Origin of the sequence: Deinococcus metalli (assembly GCF_014201805.1) — a bacterium.
Lineage (GTDB): Bacteria > Deinococcota > Deinococci > Deinococcales > Deinococcaceae > Deinococcus > Deinococcus metalli.
Map to the genome: position 1 here is coordinate 791,747 of NZ_JACHFK010000001.1, position 20,714 is coordinate 812,460.

The following is a 20,714-nucleotide window of genomic DNA, read 5'->3' on the forward strand; positions in this document are numbered from 1 at the left end:
GGGAGCCGCGTGACTCCCCCCGTCCCCGTCACGCCGGAGTTCCAGCGCCTGATCTCTGGCTCGCGGCTGCGGCTGCGGGGCAAGTCGGCGTTCTTTGCCACACTGCTGCTGCACGCGGAATTCGTGCCATCGCGCGAGGTCGCGGCGGCGGGCACGGACGGCGAGCGGGTGTACGTCAACCCCGAGGTGGCCGCCAGCCTGCCGCCTGATGTGCTGGACGGCCTGCTGCTGCATGAGGTGCTGCACGCGGCGCTGTCGCACGTGCAGCGGCGCGGCCCGCGCGAGCGCAAGCGCTGGAACAGGTCGGCCGACCTGATCGTGAACGGCATGGTGGACGCCGCCGGACTGCCCACGCCTCCGCAGTCGCGCCGCGACGAGCATCTGGAAAAGCTGAGCGTGGAGGAGGTCTACACGTCGCTGGAGGGCGAGGCCGAGGGCGACGGAGACGACGAGGGCGACGACCTGATGGACGGCCCGCCCAGCGACGCCCCCGCGAAGCAGGGCAAGCCCGGCAGCAGCGCGCAGCGGCAGTGGCAGCAGGCGCTCGCGCAGGCACGCAGCGTGGACGCCATGAGCGGCGGGAAAGGCGACGATCCCCTGGGCGCACACCGCGAGTTGCAGCGGCTGGCACCCGCGCGGCTGGACTGGCGGGCACACCTGTGGCGCTTCCTGGCGCGCACGCCCGTGGATTTCGGCGGCTTTGACCGGCGCTTCGTGGGGCGGGGCCTGTATCTGGAAGCGCTGGACGACGAGTCTCTGACCGCCCTGATCGCGGTGGACACGTCCGGCAGCGTGGACGACGACGCCGTGCGGGCGCTGGTGGGCGAGGTGCAGGGCGTGCTGGGTGCGTACCCGCACGTGAAGGCCACCCTGTACTACGCCGACACTGAAGCGTACGGTCCGCACGCCCTCACGCCCGGCGGCGAGATTCCCCCACCACAGGGCGGCGGCGGCACCGACTTCCGCCCGATCTTTGCCCTGCTCGACCAGCACGAACCCGACGTGCTGGTGTACCTCACGGACGGGTACGGTGACTTCCCGGCCGCGGCCCCGAAGACCCCGACGCTGTGGGTCGTGCCGCCCGGCGGCCTGGAGGACGAGGGCTTCCCCTTCGGTGAGGTGCTGCGCCTCGAGGAGCACACGTGAACGCCACCAGCCTGCCCGACACTTTCATTCCCGACCGCACGCTCGTGCCGGACGACGGTTCCGTGTGGGTCGTGTTCGACGGCCCGAAACTCGTGCTGACCGCCGAGGGCACGCTGCCCGCGTCTCCCCTGCCGGTGGTGGACGTGACCGCGCTGGGCACGCTGGACGGCCGGGCGTACTTCGCGGCCGGGCTCGATGGCGCCCTGCCCGACGGCTTCACGTCCATTCCGCTGCGAGCGGCGTTTGGCAAGCTCAGCGAGGCGCAGATGGGCGTGGCCGGGTACGGCTCGCAACTCGTGGACTATGTGCGGACGCACCGCTACTGCGGCCGCTGCGCCACGCCGCTGGTGGACTCCGGACATGAGCGCTCGCGCACGTGCCCGAACTGCGGCCTGACCGTGTACCCACGCGTGGCCCCCGTGGCGATGGTGCTGATCCACCGGGGCAAGGGGCTGGATACGGAACTGCTGCTGGCGCGTGGCCCGCACTTCGCACCGGGCGTGTATTCCGCGCTCGCGGGTTTCGTGGAGCCGTCCGAGACGCTGGAACACGCCGCGCACCGCGAGGTGCAGGAGGAGGTCGGCGTGACGGTCACGAACCTGACCTACGTGCTGAGCCAGCCGTGGCCCTTCCCGCACTCGCTGATGGTCGGCTTCGACGCCGAGTACGTGGGCGGCGACATCGTGCCGCAGCCGGGCGAGATCGAGGACGCCCGCTGGTTTCCGGTCACGGCCCTGCCGCTGCTGCCGGGGCCGTTCAGCATCGCGCGGCAGCTGATCGACCGGGCAGCGGAGCGCGCGCTGCACGGCGCGGACGACGGCGCGGGCATGGCATCATCGGGGTCATGACGTTCTCGGAACTCGACCCCCGCACCCTGACCATCTTGGGCGTCGAGGGAGCCCTGGAGGCGGCGGCTGCGCCCCGAGCCACGGCCGACACCCTGAGCGGCCTGAGCGCCCACCCGGACAGCCGCGTGCGCGCCCTGGTCGCCCGGCACCCGAACACGCCTGTGGAGGTGCTGGGCACGCTCGCGGCCGCGTACCCGGCGGACGTGCTGGCGAACCCGGGGCTGCCCCTGATGCGTCTGGCCCGGCCGAACCTGCTCTCTGCGTTCCCGGCGGACAGCGTGATCGCCCTGCTGAACACCGAGCACGCCCCGGCGTGGATCACCGACGCGGCCCTGCGTCACGAGGACTACGCCGTGCGCACGGCCCTCGCGGGGCGGCCGGGCCTCGGCCCCGAGCGGGTGGCGGCGCTGGCCCAGGACGCCGGGTGGCAGATCCGCGAGGCGGTCGCCCGCCGCGACGACCTCCCCGAGCCGCTGGTCCGGCAGCTCGCTGGCGACGACGACTACGACGTCCGCAAGGCTGTGGCCGCCCGGCCCGACCTGCCCGGCGACGTGCTGCGCGCCTTTATCCGCGACGGGCACGGGCTGGTGCGCGCCAGCGTCGCGCGGCGGCTCGACCTGCCGCTGGACTGCATGATCAGCCTCGCCGCCGACGGGGACGCGGACGTGCTCGCCACGCTGGCCCGGCGCGTCGACCTGCCCCGGGCCGTGCGCGAGTGGCTCGCCACGCACGAGCACGCCAGTGTCCGCGCCGCCGCCCTCCAGGGCTGGACGGTGCCGCCGACGTGGCTCGGCCGCGCCGCGCAGGACGCCGACCCGGACGTGCGCGCCGCCCTGGCCCGTCGCCCCGACGCGGCCCCGGATACCCTGGTCGCCCTCGCGCAGGACGAGAACGAGAGCGTGCGCCGCGCCGTACTGGAACGCAGCGACCTCCCGGAGGCCGCCGTGCTCGCCCTGGCCCGCGCGCCCGAGCAGGATATCCGCCTGCACGTCGCCAGTGCCGAGGGCGTCAGCGGCGCGGTGCTGGACGTCCTTGTGCATGACACGGACGCCAGCATCCGCACTGTGCTGGCCGTGCGCCCGGATGTGGGGGCGGCTCGACTCGCCACCCTGGCCGGCGACGCGAACCCCGAGGTGCGCCGCGCCGTCGCCTACGCGCCCACCGCCGACGCCGCTATCCTGACCGCGCTCAGCGCCGACCCCAATGCCGGCGTGCGCCGCGCCGCTGCCCAGCACCCGCAGTTGCCGGGTGGAGCACAGGACACGCTGTCCACCGACACCGACGACGGAGTGCGTCTCGCTCTGGCCGGGCGGCCCGACCTGAGTCCAGACGTCCGCGCCCACCTGCGAAGTGACCCAGACGCCAGCGTGCGCGCCGAGGTCACCGCCCCGTGACCGACATCCGCGTGCCGCTGGGCGGCCTGAAGTTCAGCGTCCGCGTGGCGATCCTGTGCACGCGCGGCGACCGGCTGCTGACGAACAGCGCGGACGGCCTGCCATTCCACTTCCTGCCCGGCGGCGCCCTGGGTACCGACGAGGACACCCTGGACTGCGCCCGGCGCGAGTGGCACGAGGAGACCGGCGTGGTCCCTGGTCCCCTGCGCCTCGTCGGCGTGATCGAGAACTTCTTTGGCCCCCCAGAGAAACGCCAGCACGAGATCGGCTTCTATTACCGCATGGACGCTCCCACCGCGCTGCCGGACACGCCTTTCACCGTGGCCGACAACGCCGAGGTGACGTGCCAGTGGGTACCCATCGAGGAGTTCGCCGCGACTCCGATCTACCCGCTCGTGGCTCGGTCGCTCCTGGACGTTCCCGAGGGCGAGGTGCGGCACGTCATCAACCGGGAGTGATTGCCAACGCCGCCACGCTCATGATGACTCCGGATGAGGTCTTCCTTGGCGGCAGGAACGCCAAGCTCGCTCCCCAGCCCAGCCTCTGTAAGCAGCGCTACGAGTCTGCTGCAAGGAGGGAGCCAAAAACCGAAGCGTCCGCCCTGCCCCTGACCGAAAGCCGTCGTGCGCGCAGCGCGCGGGCTGTGACGGCGACAACGCCCGAGGCAAGGACGCGGCCCCTCGCTGACGAGGCTCCAGTTACGGCCAAGTAGAGCGACGTGGCGACCACTTGCCGAGCGCAGCGCTCTCCCCCTGCCCCACTGGGGTAGGAGGCCAGGAGGTAGGGCCTCCTTTTCAAACCGCCGTCAGATTCGCAAACTTCACCAGCAGCTTCTTCGTCCCGGCCGACGGGAAGTGCACCGTGACCTCCTGCCGCTCGCCCATCCCCGCGACCGCCAGTACCTGTCCTTCCCCGAACTTGGGGTGCCGCACCTTCTCGCCGCCGCGGTAGGCCATGCCCTCCGTCATGGGGCTGGTGTTCTTCACGGCGCTGGGCGTGACGGGCACGGTGGGCCGGTAGGTCTTCCACGTTTTGGCGCGGTACTCGATGACCTGGCCGTAGGGGTCGACGGTGTCGAAGCCGCCCTCGATCTCCTCCAGGAACCGGCTGTCCTCGGCGGCGTTGGTCTTGCCGAACTGCATCCGGTTCTCGGCAGCGGTGAGAAACAGCCGGTCCATCGCGCGGGTTATGGCGACGTAGAACAGCCGGCGCTCTTCCTCGATGCCGCCGGCCTCGACGAGGGCACCCTTGCTGGGCAGCAGGCCCTCCTCGGTGCCGACGATGAACACCACGGGGAATTCCAGGCCCTTGGCGTTGTGCATGGTCATCAGGGTGACGGCGTCCTCGGGGGTGCCCTTGTTCTCCTGTTTCGTGCGCATGTCGTCGACGCTGGACAGCAGCGCGGCGTCGTCAAGGAAGTCCTGAATCGTGCCGTCGTGATCCTGCGACCACTCCTCGGCGGCGTTCACGAGTTCCTCGAGGTTCTCGACGCGCACCTGGCCTTCCTGGCCCTCGGTGCGCAGGAGGTCGAGGTAGCCGCTGGTCTCGATGACGTAGCGCAGGAAGGGCGCGGGTTCGTAGTTCTCGGCAGCGTCGCTCATGGCGGCCATCAGCTGGGCGAACTCGACGGGCTTGTTCGCGCCACGGTCGAGGATGCGGTCGTCGGCGGCGCGGGCGCAGGCCTCGAGCAGCGTGGTGCCCTGGATGCGCGCCCAGTCAAGCAGCTTTTCCAGCGCGGTGTCACCGATGCCGCGTTTGGGCCGGCCGATGATGCGGCGCAGGGCCACGTCGTCGCTGGGATTGATGGCGAGCCGGGCGTAGGCGAGGATGTCCCTGATCTCGCGCCGGTCGTAGAAGCCGACGCCGCCGACGATCTTCGCGGGAATCTGCACGCGCCGCAGGGACTCTTCGAGCACGCGGGACTGGGCGTTCGTGCGGTACAGGATCGCCATCTCGCCGAAGCGGCGGCCCTCCAGGGCGTGCAGGCGGGTGATCCACTCGGCCACGAAGTCGCCCTCGGCACGGTGGTCGGTTGCGCGGTGGAACACGACGGCGTGCCCGTCCTCCTTCACGGCGCGCAGGGTCTTGTCGAGGCGCTCGGCGTTGTTCTCGATCAGCTTGTTGGCGATGCCCAGGACGCGGGCGCTGGAGCGGTAGTTGTGCTCCAGCATGTACACCTTGGCGTCCGGGTAGTCCTTCTGGAAGTCGAGGATGTTCTGGATGTCGGCACCGCGGAACTTGTAGATCGACTGGTCGGGGTCGCCCACCACCAGCAGGTTCCGGTCGCGGGAGGCCAGCAGCCGCGTGAGTTCGTACTGCGCCTTGTTGGTGTCCTGGTACTCGTCCACGTGGATGAACTTCGCGCGGTTCTGGACGGCGTTCAGCACACCCGGCACCTCGCGGAACAGCCGCACGGTCTCGGTGATGAGGTCGCCGAAGTCGATGGCGTTCTGGCCCTTCTTGCGGTCCTCGTAGCGGCGGTAGACCTCGGCGGCGGCGTCCTTGGGAATGCCGCTGATGTACGGCTCATACGCGCGGTCAAGGTCGGCGGGCGTCTGGAGGTTGCTCTTGGCGCGGTCGAGGATGCCCCGCACGACGCGGGGGCTGGTCTCCGGGCCGATGCCGGGCACGCTGCCCATGACTTCCTTGAGCAGGTCGAGCTGGTCGTCGTCGTCGTAGATGACGAAGCCGCGCCTCAGGCCGATGTGCTCGCCGTACGCGCGCAGGATGCGGACGCCGGCGGAGTGAAAGGTGCTCATCCACAGCTGATCTGCGCCCGGCACGAGGTGGCTGGCGCGCTCGCGCATCTCGGCGGCGGCCTTGTTGGTGAAGGTCACGGCCAGGATCTCGCCGGGCGCCGCGCCGTAGTGGGCGATCAGGTGGGCGATGCGGTAGATCAGCGTACGGGTCTTGCCGCTGCCGGCGCCGGCGATGACCAGGGCGGGGCCGGTGTAGTGGTCGGCGGCCTCGGCCTGGGTAGGATTGAGGGCAGCGAGCAGGTCCGGCGCGGTGGTCACCTGTGAAGTGTATCAGGCGCGGTTCTGCTCTGGACATAACGGGGGGTGTTCCCGGGCAGGGCACGGTGTTCGTCGCACCTAACCCTGTTAGCCTCGCCGGGATGAGTCCGCGTCCCACAGCCACCCTCACCATCGCCCTGGGCAGCATCTTTGTCGCCCTGGTCGTGCTGGGCCTGAAGTTCCTGGCGTATGCCATGACCGGCAGCGTCGCGCTGTACTCGGACGCGCTGGAGAGCATCATCAACGTGGCGGCGGCGGTCGCGGCGTTCATCGCCCTGCAGGTCGCCGCGCGGCCCGCCGACGCGAACCACCCCTACGGGCACACCAAGGCCGAATACTTCAGCGCGGTGGCCGAGGGCGTGCTGATCGTGCTCGCGGCGATCAGCATCGCGCGCGAGGCGATCCCGGTGCTGCTGGCCCCCAGGGCGGTGGACGCGCCCTACGCCGGCATCCTGGTGAACCTGGGGGCCAGCGCGCTGAACGCCGTGTGGGCCACGCTGCTGCTGCGCACCGGGCGCGCGTCGCGGTCGCCGGCGCTGCTGGCCGACGGCCGGCACGTCATGAGCGACGTGGTGACCAGCGTGGGCGTGCTGATCGGCGTGGTGGCGGCCAAACTCACGGGGCTGGCGTTCCTGGACCCGGCACTGGCGCTGCTGGTGGCGCTGAACATCCTGTGGAGCGGGTGGCAGCTGGTCCGCGACTCGGTGGGCGGCCTGATGGACGCCGCGGTGGACAGCAAGACCGAGGGCCGCATCCGGGCACTGCTGAGCGAGCACGGCGACGGTGCCCTGGAGGTGCACGATCTGAGAACCCGACACGCCGGCCGCATGACCTTCATCGAGTTCCATCTGGTCGTGCCGGGCACCATGACGGTGGAGTCGGCGCACACCATCTGCGACCGCCTGGAGGACGCCCTGCGCGCCGAGATGCCCGACATCAGCGTCACGATCCATGTGGAGCCGCAGGAGAAGGCCAAGCACCACGGCGTGCTGGTGCTGTGAACGCACGGTGTGTGCTGCTGAGCTAAACGCTACGTAAAGTCGCGCTGCGTCGGTTGATTCATTTGACGCGCGGGGGCCGTGCCTATACTCGCCGCAGATCAGCTGGAGTGGAGGCAGGAACATGGGCAAAACCGACGTGCCGCAGAGCACAGACAGCCGTCACACGCCGGGCCCGGTCCGGCCTGCGCGCGGCGCGCGGGTGCACATCACGGTGGATGGCGTGGCGCAGGAGGCGTGGCTCGGTGAGCCGCTCATCGACGTGATCAACCGCGCGCAGATTCCGCTGGCGCAGGTGTGTTACCACCCGCAGCTGGGGCCGATCCAGACCTGCGATACCTGCTCGGTGGAGATCGGCGGCGTGGTCGGCCGGGCGTGCGGCACGCCGGTGCAGGCGGGCATGGTGGTCCGGACGCAGACGACTGCGGCCCGCACCGCACAGCGCGACGCCTACGACCGGATCGTCAGCAACCACGACCTGTACTGCACGGTGTGCGACAACAACAACGGCAACTGCACGGTGCACAACACGCTGGGGGTGCTCGGCATCCAGCACCAGACCCGGCCGTTCCAGCCCAAGGGCTACCCCAAGGACGACTCGAATCCCTTCTACCGCTACGACCCGGACCAGTGCATCCTGTGCGGGCGCTGCGTGGAGGCGTGCCAGAACGTGCAGGTGAACGAGACCCTCAGCATCGACTGGGAGGCCGGGCAGCCGCGCGTGCTGTGGGACGGCGGCAAGCCCATCGGCGAGTCGAGCTGCGTGAGCTGCGGCCACTGCGTCACGGTGTGTCCGTGCAACGCGCTGCAGGAGAAGTCCATGCTGGGGCAGGCGGGGCTGTTCACCGGCATTCCGCTGCCGGTGTGGAACGCCGCCATCGACGTGGTCAAGGGCGTGGAGGGCAGCACGGGCCTGAAGCCGATCATGAACGTCTCGGAGATCGAGTCGGCGGCGCGTGACCGCTACATCAAGAAGACCAAGACGGTCTGCACGTACTGCGGCGTGGGCTGCTCCTTCGACGTCTGGACGGACGAGCGCCACATCCTGAAGGTCGAGCCGGGCGAGGGGCATGCCAACGGCATCTCCACGTGCGTGAAGGGCAAGTTCGGCTGGGACTACGTGAACAGCGGCGAGCGCCTGACCACGCCGCTGATCCGCGACGGCGAGCGCTTCCGCGAGGCCACGTGGGACGAGGCGCTGGACCTGATCGCGTGGCGCTTCGGCGAGATCCGTGCGCAGCACGGCCCCGACGCCCTGGCCTTCGTGGCGAGCAGCAAGAGCACCAACGAGGAAGTCTTCCTGGTGCAGAAGTTCGCCCGGCAGGTGATCGGAACGAACAATGTGGACAACTGCTCGCGCTACTGCCAGTCGCCGGCCACCAAGGGGCTGTCGCAGACGGTGGGTATAGGCGGGGACAGCGGCACCATCCGTGACATCGAGCACGCCTCGCTGGTCATCACCATCGGCAGCAACACCGCCGAGAGCCACCCGGTGCTCGCCACCCGTATCAAGCGCGCGCAGAAGCAGGGCCGCACCCGGGTGATCGTGTTCGACCTGCGTGAGCACGAACTGGCCCGGCGCGCCGACCAGTTCATCCGCCCGAAGCCGGGCACGGACTTCGTGTGGATCAGCGCGGTCAACAAGTTCATCCTCGACCACGGCCTGGAAGACCGCCCGTTCCTGGACGCCCGCGTGACCGGTCTGGACGAGTACCGCGAGTCGGTCGCCGCGTACACGCTGGAGTACGCCGAGCAGGAGACCGGCATCCCCGCCGCAACCCTGGAAGCGCTGGCCCGCCAGATTGCGGCCGAGGAGGGCGTGTGCGTGCTGTGGGCGATGGGCGTGACCCAGCAGTGCGGCGGCAGCGACACCAGCGCGGCGATCAGCAACATGCTGCTGCTGACCGGCAATTACGGCCGCACCGGCACCGGCGCGTACCCCCTGCGCGGCCACAACAACGTGCAGGGCGCGGGCGACATGGGCGCCATGCCGGATCAGGTCAGTGGCTACCAGAAGGTCACGAACCCGGTCGTGGTGGACCGCCACGAGCGCGAGTGGGGCATCCGCCTGCGGCCGGACAAGGGCCTGGACAACACCGAGATGCTGGACGCCGCGCTGGAGGGCACACTCAAATCCCTGTGGATCACCGGCGAGGAGATGAGCCTGACGGACTCGAATGCCAACCACCTCGCCCGGGGTTTCGAGGCGCTGGAGTTCCTGGTGGTCCAGGACCTGTACTTCACGAACACGGCCCGCTACGCCGACGTGGTGCTGCCGGCCGCCGCGTCGCTGGAGAAGGAGGGCACCTTCACCAGCACCGAGCGCCGCATGCAGCGCCTGTACCAAGTCATGCCGCCCCTGAAGGGCACGCGGCCCGACTGGCAGATCTACATGGCGGTCGCGCAGCGCCTGGGCGTGACGTGGACGTACACGCACCCCGGCGAGATCATGGCCGAGATCGCCCGACTGTCGCCGTTCTTCGCCGGCGTGACGTACGAACGGCTGGAGGGCTACGGCTCGCTGTGCTGGCCGGTCGCGGAGGACGGCACCGACACGCCGCTGCTGTACACCGAGCGCTTCCACTTCCCCGACGGGAAGGCGAAGCTGCATCCCGCCGAATACCGCCCGCGCCAGCAGCCCCCGGGCGGTGAGTTCGACCTGCACCTGAACTCCGGGCGGATGCTGGAGCACTTTCACGAGGGGAACATGACCTTCCGTGTGCACGGCCTCGCCGAGAAAGTGCCGGACGCGTTCGTGGAGGTCAGTCCGGAACTGGCCGCCGAGCGCAACATCCAGAGCGGGCAGTGGGTGCGGCTGGTCAGTCCGCACGGCGCGATCCGCCTCCAGGCGCTGGTGACGGCGCGGGTCAGCGGCAATGAACTGTACGTGCCGCTGAACGCCCGCAAGGCCGAGAACGCCGTGAACTTCCTGACCGGCAGCCAGGGCGACGCGCAGACGCACACGCCCGCCTACAAGGACACCAGCGTCCGCATGGAACTCCTGCACGACGTCGGCGACAACCCGCTGCCCGCCACGAACCACCGCTGGGGCCACCCGACGCCGCAGAGTGGCGTGGAGGTCGAGCGCAAGTGGGCGCGGCCCGACTACGTGTACCCGGGCGGCGCACTGCCCATGCTCGGCGACAGCCTGAACGCCCGATCGGACGCCCTGGGCGCGGACGACTGACCCCACACCACCGGGAGATCCCATGGCGAAACCGCTTGAATTCACGCCCCGCACGCCCACCCCGCAGGAAACACTGCACGCCGGCGTAGAGGACTCCACCGACGCGCTGCTCGAAGGGCTGTATGTCCTGCGGCAGCTGCACGCGCACGGCGTGCTGGACGTGCTCGGCAAGACCGTGCGCGGCGGTGAGGGGCTGGTCGCGTCACTGCTGCACATCACCGGCGGCGAGAGCGGCACCACGCTGCTGCGCAATGTCACCGAGGTCGGCAAGACGCTGTCGGCCCTCGATCCGCGCGAGGTCAGCGTGCTGGGCCACGCGGTCACGGTCGGCGTGAGCGAGGGCGCGCGGCACGTGGCGGCCGGCAAGGGGCTCGGGCTGGGCGAGGTGCTGGGCCTGCTGAAAGACCGGGACGTGCAGGTGGCGCTCGGCGCGGTCTTTGCAGTGCTCAAGGGCGCGGGCCGTGCGCTGCGCGAGGCGGACGGCGAGATCGGCCAGACCGCGCACCAGGCCGAGGTCGGGCGCTGAGCGCAGACGATCCTGCGGTGATCCATCTGCCCGTCCGAACCTACCGGGAGGGGCAGTGGTACGCCCAGGACGATGCCGTGGCGGTCGAGGAGCCGCTGGAGCTCCGCCTGCACACCCCGCACGGGCCGGTCGCGCTGGGCGTGCTGATGCGCACCCCAGGCCATGACCGCGAGCTACTGCTGGGCTGGCTGGTGGCCGAGGGCCTGCTACCGACCGGGTTCACGCTGAACGACGACCCGGAGAATCCGAACGTGTGGCATCTGCACTCGCCGGAGCACGCCCGGCTCGCGGCGGGCGCGCGGCTGGCCGTGTCGTCGAGCGCGTGCGGGGTCTGCGGCAGCGGCAGCGTGGAACAGCTGCTGGCCCGCGCCGCGCCGCCCACGTGGACGGCCCTGCCGATCCCAGTGCGGGTGCTCACGGGCCTTCCCACGTCGCTTCGGGAGCGCCAGCCGGGCTTCGGAGCGACCGGCGGGCTGCACGGGGCCGCGCTGGTGGTGCCGGGCGGCCAGCTGGTGTGCACGCGCGAGGACATCGGCCGGCACAATGCCGTGGACAAGGTGGTCGGCTGGGCCCACGCGCAGGGCCACCTGCCCCTGCGTGACCACGTCCTGGTGGTGAGCAGCCGCGCGGGCTTCGAGATCGTCCAGAAGGCGATCACGGCCGGCATCGCACTCGTCGTGGCGGTGGGGGCCGCCACCACCCTGGCGGTCGAGACGGCCGCCGCGTTCGACGTGACACTGTGCGGCTTCACGCGCGACGGCCGACTGACGGTATATGCCGGCCCGGAGCGCGTGTCGGATGGGGCATGACCCACGCTGCGGCGGGCCGGGATCGCCAGCCGACGCCGCCGGCGAGGAGGCCAGCGCCGCTCAGCGGGCGGGCAGCTTGTCTAGGAAAGCGGTGATCGCCGCCAGGATGGAGGTCTCGGCCTGCCCGTGGGTGACCGTGGGCACGCCGTCGCCCTTCTGGGGGCCGTAGCGGCCGAAGAAGGCGTGCACCGCGCCGGGAATCACGGTCAGCGTGGTGTCGTCCGGCAGGCGGTCCAGGCCGCCGCGCACCTCCTGTGGGTCGGCCACGCCGTCCTTCTCGGCCAGCAGGGACAGGGTGGGCAGCGTCTTGCCCTTCAGAGTGACGTTCCCGGCCGGGTACGCGGCCATCAGGATCATGCCGGCCAGCTGGTCGGTGTGCCCGGCCGCGTACTGGGCCGCCATCGCGCCGCCCAGCGAGTGCCCGGCGATCACCACGCGCTTGCCCTGGCCGTACTGGGCGATCAGGCCGCCGGCGCGGTTGATGCCGGTCACGGCCAGGTCGAGCGGGAACACCGGGATCACCGTCTGCACGCCGTGCATGGTCAGGGCGCGGCCGATCCACTCGTAGGCCTGGGGGCGCACCAGCCCGCCCGGGTACAGGATCAGCAGCGTGGTCGCCTCGCCGCTGGACGGCCGGATGTCGATGACCTGACCGCCGGAGGTCTCCAACGTCACCTGCGACGAGTCCTGACCGCTCGGGGGCACGGCGTCCTGCCCCAGCACCAGCGGGGGCCGCACCGCCGCCTGCCGCGCCGTGGCGATCACGTACCCGGAGAGCAGGGCCAGCACGGCGGTGATCCACGCGCGGACGCGGGCGGACAGACGTTGGCGGACCGGACGCAGGGTCGTCATGCCCTCAGGATGCCTCAGCCGGCCGCCCAGCACATGCGGGAACGGCCACACCACGCCGGGAGGTCAGGCAGGGACGCGGCCGGTCGGGCGCGGGCAGCGCTAGCATGGCGGGGTGACCGCCTCTGCCGAACGGCCCACCCGCCCGCTGGTCTCGAAACCGGCCGGGTACGTGGAGCTGGCGCGCTACTCCAGCCTGGGCCGGCTTTGGGCCATGCTGGGCGGCGCGGTGCGCGCGGGCCGCACGGTGAGCCTGGTGCGCGGCGACAGCGCCGAGGTATGCCGCCGCCGGATTGCGGGCGCGGCCCTGCCGAACGCGGCGGTGTTCCTCGACACCGCGCGGGTTCTGAGCGAACTGGAGGACGCCTTCACGCCGCACCCGGCGCTGGTGGCGCTCCTGGCCGGCGACGCCGAGCCGCTGCGGGCCGAGGTGAACGCGCACTTCGAGCTGCGGCTGGACTTCGTCCTGGCGCTCACCGCCCGGCGCGACCTGGTCATGCGGCCGGAGTTCCGCTTCGTGCCCATCGTGCGGGGCCTGAGCGACCTGCCGGACGATCTGCCGCTCGACGCCCGGCGCCTGGGCCGGGACGAACTGCACCTGCTGGTGCAGCGCGCGTGCGGCCTGGCGTGAGCTGACGAGCCGACGGAAGGTCGCCCCGCGCCGTGGGCGGTCAGCCGTCGCTGGGCGTGCGTTTCTTGGGTGAGGTCGCCGCGAAGGCCGCGAGGCGCGCGGTGACCTGCGGCGGCGTCTTCAGCAGCAGGTCGCGGGCGTTCGGGTGCGTCTGCGCGAAGGCCTCCACGCGGTCGAGCAGCGTGCCGAACACGTCGGCGGGCATGTCCAGCGCCGGGGTCAGGCGGACAGTGCGCTTGCTGCTCAGCGACAGGTTCGCCATCACGCCGCCGAGGTGCAGTTCGCGCAGCGCCAGGATGGCGGTCGCCTCGAACACGATCTCGCGCAGCATGCTGGGCAGGGGGATGCCGACCATCGGCCGGAACTGCATGGCCATCAGGAGGCCCTGGCCGCGCACGTCTTCAAGCAGCTGCGGGAAGCGGCGGTGCAGGGCGCGCAGGCGGGTCAGACCGATCTCGCCCAGCTCCAGGCTGCGCGCGGGCAGGTCGTGCTCCAGCAGGTATTCCAGCGACTTCAGGCCGACGGCCATGGCCAGCGCGCCGCCGCCGAAGGTGTTGCTGTGCCGCTTGCTGCTCAGGCCGCCCAGCATCTTCTTGTAGATGGGCGCGCGGACGATGGTGGCGCCCACGGCGGTCAGGCCGGCCCCGAGCGGCTTGGCCAGCGTGACGATGTCCGGGTCGAGGCCCTGCGCGGCCGACTCGAACCAGTGCCCGGTGCGCCCGAGCCCCGTCTGGATCTCGTCGGCGATCACGGGGATGCCGTGGCGGCGGCACACCTCGCCCAGGCCCGACAGGAAGCCCGCCGGCGGGATGTTCACGCCGCCCTCGCCCTGAATCGGCTCGACGACCACCGCGTACACGCTGTCTGGCCCCAGGCGGCGCAGCAGGCGCTTGAAGGCCTCCAGGTCGCCGTAAGGACTCGTGACCGCGCCGGGCACCAGCGGCCGGAAGATGTCCTGGTACTCGGGATTGGGCGTCAGGCTCAGGGAGCCCAGGGTCTTGCCGTGGTAACCGCTGCCGAAGGACACGGCGTACTTCGCCCCCCGGCGCCACGCCTTGGCGAACTTCAGCGCGCCCTCGATGGCCTCGGTGCCGCTGGAGCAGAAGAACACCTGCGAGTCCGCGTGGCTGGGCAATTCGCGCGCGAGCAGACGCACCAGGTTCGCCTCCAGCGCCGCGCGCCACGGACTCGTGGACTGCTGCGGCAGACCCATGGCGCGGTTGTGCGTCAGGAACTCGTGCATGAAGTCGGTGATGGCCGGCGGCATCTCCCCGAAGGGCATGGCGGCGTATCCGCTCGCGTTGATGCGCCGCACGCCGCGCTCGTCCTCGAGTTCCCACGGCGTCACGCGGGAGAACGGGCCGGCCAGACCCAGGATGTCCAGGCCGTGCAGGAGTTCCTCGTTGCCGTGGCGCAGTTCCAGCTCCCGCACGCGCGGGCCGCTGAGCCGCTCGTGGAGGACGTCCTGGGTGTGGATGAAACCTTCGGGGAGACCGGGCATGCCCGCCAGTCTAGCCGGGGCGCGTACGACCGAGTTCGCGCAGCAGGGCCGGCACCCCGCCGGGGTACGCGTGGGCGTCCAGTCCGTCGGCCCGCAGGTACCGGGCGGCCAGGCCGGAGCGCACGCCGCGCTCGCAGACCACCACCAGGGGCGCTGTCAGGGGCGCCAGGGCGTGCTGGCCCTCCTCGATGGCGTCCAGCGTGACGGCCACGACCGGCAGGGGAATCAAGCCGTCCAGAGGCTGGGCGGCGCGCAGGTCGTCCGGCCGCAGGTCGATCACGGTGCCGGTGTCGGGCAGGGTCATGACCCGAGCATAGATCGGGGCCGCACATTCCGAGTGGGGCGGTCAGGTATCCTGCTCCTCATGGACGAAGTCACCCCGCAAGAAGGCCAGCGCCGCGTGCAGGCCGGCGCCCTGCTCGTCGACGTGCGCGAGCAGAACGAATACGACGACGTGCACGCCGACGGCGCACAGCTCATCCCGCTGAGCGAGTTCGAGGCCCGTTACACCGAACTCCCGAAGGACGCCGACCTCGTGATGATCTGCCGCAGCGGCGCCCGCAGTGCCCGCGCCGGCGAATTCCTCGCGCAGCACGGCTACTCGAAGGTCGCCAACCTCACCGGCGGCACGAACGCGTGGGTCGAGGCGGGCCTGCCCAGCGTGAAGGGGCAGGGCTGATGGACGACACGACTCCCCCGGTGGCCGACGCGGCGAGCAGCGGCCTGCCCAGCACCGAGCAGATCCTGGACTCCCTGAAGGTCGTGAAAGACCCCGAGATTCCCGTGAATGTCGTGGACCTCGGCCTGATCTACGGCGTGGACATCGATCCGAACGGCGCGGTGGACATCACCATGACCCTGACCAGCGTGGGCTGCCCCGTGCAGGACCTGATCCGCGCCGACGCGGAGATGGCCGTGGGCCGCCTGGACGGCGTGACCGACGTGAACGTGGAGTTCGTGTGGACGCCGCCATGGGGCCCGGACAAGATGACCGAGGACGGCAAGCGCCAGATGCGGATGTTCGGCTTCAACGTGTGAACATCTAGGAACTCAACACCAGCACCGTCCAACCGCTGATCTGGCAGTTGGACGGTGTTTTGTCTGTCCGGTCGGGCGCTCCGGACGGCCTGCCTCAGTCGTCGCTGCTGCGGGCGATGCCGAGGATGTTCAGGAACTGCGCGAGGGCCATGGCGAAGCCGGCCACGTAGGTCAGGGCGGCGGCAGTCAGCACTGCACGGGCGCCGTTGCCCCCCTCGCCGCCGCCACTCAGGCCGCGCTGCTGGAGGTAGTTCAGGGCACGGCGGCTGGCGTCGAATTCGACGGGCAGCGTGACGAGGTGAAACAGCAGGGCAAAACCGAACAGGATCGCCCCGAGCCACAGCAGACCGCTGATGTGCAGGAAGATGCCGGCGAGCAGCAGCAGCGGCGCGAGGTTCATGCCGAGGTTCAGCGGCACGGCCATCTGTCCGCGTAGCACCAGGGCCGGCATGTGCACCTTGTCCTGGATGGCGTGGCCGACCTCGTGCGCGGCGACGGCCATGGCGCCCACGCTGGGCACGCCGTACACGCTCTCGCTGAGGTTCACGGTCTTGCGGATGGGGTCGTAGTGGTCGGTCAGGTTGCCGGGCACGGCCTGCACGGGGATGTGACCCAGGCCGTTCTCGTCGAGCATCAGGCGGGCGACATCGGCGCCGGTCATGGAGCGCGGATTCCGGACCTGCCCCCATTTGCGGTAGGTGCTGCTCAGGTACGCCTGGATGGCCATGGAGGCCACGAAGACGATCAGGATAAGGACGGTGTACGGGCCAAGGAACATGTCAGCAACTCCTCCTGGAGTGGGGGCAGGGGGCGCCTGGCGGCGCCCTCTGGACATATCTTAGCGTGTCCCACTCAGGTTTAATGAGGAGCGGTCCTCACGCCCTTGAGGTTCCGTGGGTCAGTGCGTCGGCAGCGGCATCGAGCGCACGTGGAAGCGCACGGCCGTCCGCTCTTCGTGCTGCACGTCGAGCTTCACGAACTCCGGCTGGGTGTAGAGGTCCAGCGCGTCGCCGTGCAGGTAGCCGCGCGCGATGGCGAGGGCCTTGACCGTCTGGTTCACGGCGGTGGGGCCGATCGCCTGGATGTCCACCTCACCCTTCGAGCGCAGCAGCGCCGCCACCGCGCCCGCGATCGCGTTCGGCCGCGAGGTGCCGGACACGCGCAGGATTTCGAGGGGAAGGGCAGAGTCAGCCATCACGTTGAACCAAGTCTAGGCACGTGACCTGTCACCGGCAATGCCCCCGGCGGGCCCCTCCAGCACGTCGTCCAGGGGTGGGGCCACCACCCCCCGCGCCGCCCGGCCCTGGCGAGCGCTGCGCGTGTGGACTGCGCCTTTGGTGGGACGCCCACGCCCCGCACACACGCTAGGGTGCGGCCCTGTCCCCCGTTCTCCTCACCCGGAGGTTGATCCGTGCACGCTGAAGCGACCCTCGTCCCCCTGCTGTTCTTCGGGAGCGTCTTCGCGTTCCCCCTGGTCCGCCGCCAGCTGATCCACCGTCACGAGATGGAACGGCTGGCAGCCCTGCGGCCGGCGCTGCCCGCCCCCGAGAGCGCGGCTCCGCCCGCGGCCGACGACGCACCGGCCCTGGCCCTGCGGCTCCCGGAACCCCACCGGCAGTACGCGCTGGCGCTGCTGTGCCGCCTTCAGGACGCCCCATACGACCGCCTGGACCCACAGGCGCAGTTCCTGCTGCGCCAGGCGCGGCTGGACTACCTGCCCGCGACCCTGCGGGCCTACCTGCACCTCACACCCGCCGGGCGGCAGCAGCTCCTCGCCCGCGGCTACAGTCCCGAGGCCCATCTGCAGGAGCAGCTCGAAACCATCGCGCGCGGCGTCACGGCGGCGCTCGGGCTGGACCAGACGGCCGCCCAGCACCTCCTCACGCAGGGCCGCTTCCTGAAAGACCGCTTCGAGGACGGCCCCGGCACCGTCCGCGAGTACCTGCGCTCCTGACGGGCTCAGGCGTCGGGGTCGTCAGGACTTCCGTCGGCCACGGTCACGCCCAGGAAGTGCGCAAGAGCCGGCAATTGCGCGGAATCCACCGTCACGCCCGCCAGGTCGGGGAGGCCCAGGGACACGCCCCACAGCGCCGAGCCGCGCAGGTCGGCGCCGCCCAGGTCCGCGCGGCGGAAGTCGGTGCGGCGCAGCACGCAGCCGCTCAGGGTGGCGGCGGGCAGCGACGCGCCGGTGAACACGGCGTCGGTCAGGTCGCAGGTGTCCAGGTGCACGCGGGTGGCCTGGGCGCCGGCCCAGATCGAGAACGGCGCCGCCACGCCCGACAGCAGCACGTTCTTCAGCAGCACGCCGGGCAGCTGGGTACCCAGCAGCCGGCCGCCGCGCACCTCCACGCGGTCCAGGGCCGCGTCCGCCACTCGGGCGGCACTCAGGTCGCAGCGTTCCACGCGCACGTCCGCGAAGCGCACCAGCGTCCAGTCGATGTCGCGCAGGTCGACGCCCCGCAGCACGCAGCCCTCGAAGGCCACGGCGTGCAGGCGGGCCGGCACCCGGCCACCCTCGATCACCACGGCGCGGTACGTGGATTCGTCCTCCAGCGCGTCGGCCCCGACTTCTCGCAGGCCGCCCTTCGGGAAGCGCGGCGGCAGGGGGCGGGGGTGGCCGGTCACCAGTTCAGGATGTCACAGCGTCAGGACTTCGTGCCCCTTGTTCGTCACCACGACGGTGTGCTCGAACTGCGCGCTGGGCTGTTTGTCGGCGGTGATGACCGTCCACTTGTCGCTCAGCAGGCGCGTTTCGGGGCGGCCGAGGTTGATCATGGGCTCGATGGTGAAGACCATGCCCGGCTGGAGCTTCAGGCCGGTGTAGCGCACGCCGTGGTGATACACGGTGGGCTCGTCGTGCAGCTTCTTGCCGATGCCGTGGCCGGTGTACTCGTGCACGACCGAGTAGCCGCGGCCCTCCGCGAGCGACTGGATGGCGTAGCCGATGTCGCCCAGGCGCGCGCCCGGCCGGACGACCTCCAGCCCGGCGTTCAGGCACTCGCGGGTGGTGTCCACCAGCCCCTGCACCCGCTCGCTGACGGTGCCCACCGTGTACGTGTAGCACGCGTCGCCGTAGTAGCCGTCGAGCAGCACGCCGATGTCCACGCCAACGATGTCCCCGTCCTCCAGCACGCGGCCGTCCGGGATGCCGTGGCAGATCACCTCGTTCACGCTGGCGCAGATGGTGCCGGGAAACGGACTGGACTTGGGGCCGTAGCCCAGGTACGCGGGCACCGCGCCCGCCCGGCGGATGTGCTCCTCGGCCAGCGTGTCGAGTTCCTTCAGGGTCACGCCGGGTTTCACATACGGTTCCAGCACACGGAAGGTCTCGGCCACCAGCGCCCCGGCGCGGCGCATGATCTCGATCTCGCGGGCGGATTTCAGGGCGACACGGCTCATAACACCGGAGGCTAACATGACCGGCCTCGCCGCATGGGGACGTGTGCCAGGATGCGCCGCACGTGGGCTACGCTGCGGCCATGAAGGTCGTGATCAGTGTGGACATGGAGGGTGTGTGCGGGGTGTCGAGCTGGGTGCAGGTCAGCCCGCCGGAGTTCGGCGGCCTGGTCAGCAGCGCCGAGTACGAGCGCGCCCGCGAGCGCATGACGCTGGAGGCCGCCGCCGCCGCGCAGGGCGCCCTGGACGGCGGCGCGGCGGACGTGCTGGTGAACGACAGCCACGACACCATGCGCAACCTGATCCCGGAACTCCTGCCGGACGGCGTGCGCTTCACCAGCGGCAACGACAAGCCGCTGAGCATGGTGCAGGGCGTGCAGGACAGCGGCGTGGGCGCGCTGCTCTTCGTGGGCTATCACGCGCGGGCCGGCAGCATGCGCGGGCCGCTCGCGCACACGTGGAACGGCTTTCTCCGCGACGTGCGCGTGAACGGCGTGTCCACCGGCGAGTACGGCCTGAATGCCCTGGTGGCCGGGCATTACGGCGTGCCCGTGGTGTTCGCGTGCGGGGACGACGTGGCCATGAGCGAGATCACGGCCGAACTGGGGCCGCAGGTGGTCACGGTGGCGGTGAAGGAGGGCCTGAGCAGCTTCGCGGCCGCGCACCTGCACCCGCGTGAAGCGCAGCGCCGCATCCGCGAGGGCGCGGCACAGGGCGTCCGGGCGGCGGGCCACGCCACGCCGTACACGACCGTGTGGCCGGCGTCCGCGCAGCTGTCGTTCAACCACCAGGCCCGCGCCGACGCGTGCGAGCGGGTGCCCGGCGTGACCCGCGTGGACGCCGTGACGGTGGGGTGGTCGAGCCCCGACGCGTATCACCTGTTCCAGACCTTCCGCATGCTTGCCAAGGTGGGCGAAGTGCGCCTGGACGGGTAATTCTCATTCACGGCGGCTAAGGTGGAGCATGCCCCTGCGCTGCCTGCTACTCGCCGCCGCCCTCTCCTCCACCGCCGGCGCGGCCGTGTGGCTCGGCGCGGACGCCGGCATCAGCGGGTTCGGCGTGCACGCGGGCACCTCGCTGCTCAGCGTGCCCCTGATCGGCCGTCTGGGCGTGGAGGCCAGTGCGGAGCGGGCGTGGAACACCAGCGTGTCCAACCGCTATGCGGCGGGCGTGACCCTGCGCGACCTGAACATCCCGATCACGCGGGTGGACGCCTTCGCCACGGTCGGCGCGGAATACTCGAACAGCTTCGCGTTCTACGGCGAGGGCGGCCTGCGCGGTCCGCTGCTGGGACCGGCCGGCTGGCGCGCGTATGTGCGGGGCAGCACCGCCGGGCACCTCGGCGCCGGCGTGGGCCTGGAACTGCGCTTCTGA

General features: G+C 70.9%; 22 protein-coding genes. 14 read left to right on the forward strand and 8 right to left on the reverse strand.

The features are described 5' to 3' along the window. Positions 1–9 precede the first annotated feature (9 nt). From HNQ07_RS03835 to HNQ07_RS03850, 4 genes are read left to right on the forward strand one after another with little or no spacing between them, the layout of a single operon-like run. A complete protein-coding gene (locus tag HNQ07_RS03835) occupies positions 10–1,146 on the forward strand; it encodes a vWA domain-containing protein (RefSeq protein WP_184109544.1) in 1,137 nt (378 codons plus the stop codon). Further along, a complete protein-coding gene (gene nudC, locus HNQ07_RS03840; RefSeq protein ID WP_229831744.1) occupies positions 1,143–1,994 on the forward strand; it encodes an NAD(+) diphosphatase in 852 nt (283 codons plus the stop codon). The genes HNQ07_RS03835 and nudC overlap by 4 nt, the downstream gene beginning before the upstream one ends. Continuing rightward, positions 1,991–3,388, forward strand: a complete 1,398-nt coding sequence (locus tag HNQ07_RS03845) for a hypothetical protein (RefSeq protein ID WP_184109545.1) — start codon at positions 1,991–1,993, stop codon at positions 3,386–3,388. Before nudC ends, HNQ07_RS03845 begins: the two co-directional genes overlap by 4 nt. Then, on the forward strand, positions 3,385–3,846 hold the full coding sequence (locus HNQ07_RS03850; RefSeq protein ID WP_184109546.1) for an NUDIX hydrolase: 462 nt from the start codon (positions 3,385–3,387) through the stop codon (positions 3,844–3,846). Before HNQ07_RS03845 ends, HNQ07_RS03850 begins: the two co-directional genes overlap by 4 nt. A gap of 336 nt (positions 3,847–4,182) precedes the next feature. Here HNQ07_RS03850 and HNQ07_RS03855 read toward each other — a convergent pair whose 3' ends face one another. Next, positions 4,183–6,405, reverse strand: a complete 2,223-nt coding sequence (locus tag HNQ07_RS03855) for an ATP-dependent helicase (RefSeq protein WP_184109547.1) — start codon at positions 6,403–6,405, stop codon at positions 4,183–4,185. 101 nt (positions 6,406–6,506) lie between these two features. Between HNQ07_RS03855 and mntE the strand changes: the two genes are divergently transcribed. The 4 genes from mntE (at position 6,507) to HNQ07_RS03875 (ending at position 11,925) form a co-directional block, all read left to right on the forward strand. After that, complete coding sequence (mntE, locus tag HNQ07_RS03860; RefSeq protein ID WP_184109548.1) at positions 6,507–7,406, forward strand: manganese efflux transporter MntE; 900 nt, start codon at positions 6,507–6,509, stop codon at positions 7,404–7,406. Positions 7,407–7,527: 121 nt separating this feature from the next. Continuing rightward, on the forward strand, positions 7,528–10,590 hold the full coding sequence (fdhF, locus tag HNQ07_RS03865) for a formate dehydrogenase subunit alpha (protein WP_184109549.1): 3,063 nt from the start codon (positions 7,528–7,530) through the stop codon (positions 10,588–10,590). A gap of 22 nt (positions 10,591–10,612) precedes the next feature. Continuing rightward, on the forward strand, positions 10,613–11,116 hold the full coding sequence (locus HNQ07_RS03870; RefSeq protein ID WP_184109550.1) for a helical membrane plugin domain-containing protein: 504 nt from the start codon (positions 10,613–10,615) through the stop codon (positions 11,114–11,116). Positions 11,117–11,133: 17 nt separating this feature from the next. Next, positions 11,134–11,925: a formate dehydrogenase accessory sulfurtransferase FdhD gene (locus HNQ07_RS03875; RefSeq protein WP_229831743.1), complete on the forward strand. Its 792-nt coding sequence runs from the start codon at positions 11,134–11,136 to the stop codon at positions 11,923–11,925. Positions 11,926–11,985: 60 nt separating this feature from the next. Here HNQ07_RS03875 and HNQ07_RS03880 read toward each other — a convergent pair whose 3' ends face one another. Next, positions 11,986–12,777 (reverse strand): alpha/beta fold hydrolase, encoded by a 792-nt coding sequence (locus HNQ07_RS03880; RefSeq protein ID WP_184109551.1) that lies wholly within the window; start codon positions 12,775–12,777, stop codon positions 11,986–11,988. A gap of 112 nt (positions 12,778–12,889) precedes the next feature. Between HNQ07_RS03880 and HNQ07_RS03885 the strand changes: the two genes are divergently transcribed. Further along, positions 12,890–13,405: a hypothetical protein gene (locus HNQ07_RS03885; RefSeq protein ID WP_184109552.1), complete on the forward strand. Its 516-nt coding sequence runs from the start codon at positions 12,890–12,892 to the stop codon at positions 13,403–13,405. Between the two features lie 40 nt (positions 13,406–13,445). Here the strand turns inward: HNQ07_RS03885 and HNQ07_RS03890 are convergent, their stop codons facing one another. Then, on the reverse strand, positions 13,446–14,906 hold the full coding sequence (locus HNQ07_RS03890) for a class-III pyridoxal-phosphate-dependent aminotransferase (protein ID WP_184109553.1): 1,461 nt from the start codon (positions 14,904–14,906) through the stop codon (positions 13,446–13,448). Positions 14,907–14,916: 10 nt separating this feature from the next. After that, the gene (locus tag HNQ07_RS03895; protein ID WP_184109554.1) at positions 14,917–15,210 is read right to left on the reverse strand and encodes a rhodanese-like domain-containing protein; all 294 of its coding nucleotides are present in this window, start codon (positions 15,208–15,210) and stop codon (positions 14,917–14,919) included. A gap of 60 nt (positions 15,211–15,270) precedes the next feature. On the opposite strand from HNQ07_RS03895, the gene HNQ07_RS03900 reads away from it, so the two are divergent. Together HNQ07_RS03900 and HNQ07_RS03905 are read left to right on the forward strand one after the other, a co-directional pair. Continuing rightward, positions 15,271–15,585 (forward strand): rhodanese-like domain-containing protein, encoded by a 315-nt coding sequence (locus HNQ07_RS03900; protein WP_184109555.1) that lies wholly within the window; start codon positions 15,271–15,273, stop codon positions 15,583–15,585. Beyond that, positions 15,585–15,944, forward strand: a complete 360-nt coding sequence (locus HNQ07_RS03905; protein WP_184109556.1) for a metal-sulfur cluster assembly factor — start codon at positions 15,585–15,587, stop codon at positions 15,942–15,944. The genes HNQ07_RS03900 and HNQ07_RS03905 overlap by 1 nt, the downstream gene beginning before the upstream one ends. A 94-nt stretch (positions 15,945–16,038) precedes the next feature. Here HNQ07_RS03905 and HNQ07_RS03910 read toward each other — a convergent pair whose 3' ends face one another. Both HNQ07_RS03910 and HNQ07_RS03915 read right to left on the reverse strand, forming a co-directional pair. Then, a complete protein-coding gene (locus HNQ07_RS03910; RefSeq protein ID WP_184109557.1) occupies positions 16,039–16,722 on the reverse strand; it encodes a zinc metallopeptidase in 684 nt (227 codons plus the stop codon). A 120-nt stretch (positions 16,723–16,842) separates the two neighbouring features. Then, positions 16,843–17,139 carry a stage V sporulation protein S gene (locus HNQ07_RS03915; protein WP_184109558.1) on the reverse strand — a complete coding sequence of 99 codons (297 nt, stop codon included), beginning with the start codon at positions 17,137–17,139 and terminating at the stop codon, positions 16,843–16,845. A 216-nt stretch (positions 17,140–17,355) separates the two neighbouring features. On the opposite strand from HNQ07_RS03915, the gene HNQ07_RS03920 reads away from it, so the two are divergent. Next, a complete protein-coding gene (locus HNQ07_RS03920; RefSeq protein ID WP_184109559.1) occupies positions 17,356–17,898 on the forward strand; it encodes a hypothetical protein in 543 nt (180 codons plus the stop codon). Between the two features lie 5 nt (positions 17,899–17,903). Here the strand turns inward: HNQ07_RS03920 and HNQ07_RS24335 are convergent, their stop codons facing one another. Continuing rightward, a complete protein-coding gene (locus HNQ07_RS24335; RefSeq protein WP_184109560.1) occupies positions 17,904–18,569 on the reverse strand; it encodes a pentapeptide repeat-containing protein in 666 nt (221 codons plus the stop codon). Between the two features lie 12 nt (positions 18,570–18,581). Continuing rightward, the gene (map, locus tag HNQ07_RS03930; protein ID WP_184109561.1) at positions 18,582–19,343 is read right to left on the reverse strand and encodes a type I methionyl aminopeptidase; all 762 of its coding nucleotides are present in this window, start codon (positions 19,341–19,343) and stop codon (positions 18,582–18,584) included. 80 nt (positions 19,344–19,423) lie between these two features. Here map and HNQ07_RS03935 point away from each other — a divergent pair, with 80 nt between their 5' ends. Both HNQ07_RS03935 and HNQ07_RS03940 read left to right on the forward strand, forming a co-directional pair. Continuing rightward, positions 19,424–20,275, forward strand: coding sequence for a M55 family metallopeptidase (locus HNQ07_RS03935; RefSeq protein ID WP_184109562.1), 852 nt, complete (start codon positions 19,424–19,426; stop codon positions 20,273–20,275). A gap of 28 nt (positions 20,276–20,303) precedes the next feature. Further along, positions 20,304–20,714 (forward strand): hypothetical protein, encoded by a 411-nt coding sequence (locus tag HNQ07_RS03940; RefSeq protein WP_184109563.1) that lies wholly within the window; start codon positions 20,304–20,306, stop codon positions 20,712–20,714.